The sequence below is a fragment of the Syntrophomonas sp. UBA1041 genome (assembly GCF_002316705.1).
Classification (GTDB): Bacteria; Bacillota; Syntrophomonadia; order Syntrophomonadales; family Syntrophomonadaceae; genus DTU019.
Genome location: NZ_DCEA01000037.1, coordinates 1 through 385 on the forward strand (window position 1 = coordinate 1; position 385 = coordinate 385).

1 protein-coding gene is annotated in these 385 nt (G+C 44.9%); it reads left to right on the forward strand.

Annotation, left to right across the window (positions count from 1 at the left end; all coding sequences use genetic code 11):
* The coding region (locus B2633_RS06185; RefSeq protein ID WP_483169789.1) for a BREX system Lon protease-like protein BrxL at window positions 1–385 on the forward strand (385 nt) is incomplete at both ends.

Genomic DNA, 385 nt, shown 5'->3' on the forward strand with positions numbered 1-385 from the left:
AAACAGGTAAAACCTATCTTTACCGCAATATTTCCTACTACTCCCATGTGCTTTCCGGAGGCAAAGCTACGCCGGCTCAATTGTTTATTAATTTGAACACGGGCAAGATTGGTGAAGTTGGCACCCGCGATGTAGTGGTATTTGATGAAATAGCCAATACGGATTTCACTGACCCCCGCAGCTTTGTTAGTATTATGCAGGGCTACATGCAGGATGCCAAATTCAGCCGGGGTAAGAAAGAAATACTGGCGTTTGCCAGCCTGGTTTTTGTGGGTAATATTGATGTTCAGGGCAACCTTCCCCACGAAAAGTACTATCACCTTTTTGAACCATTGCCCGATTTTTTACAGGTTGCTGCTTTTCTGGATCGTTTGCATGCCTACCT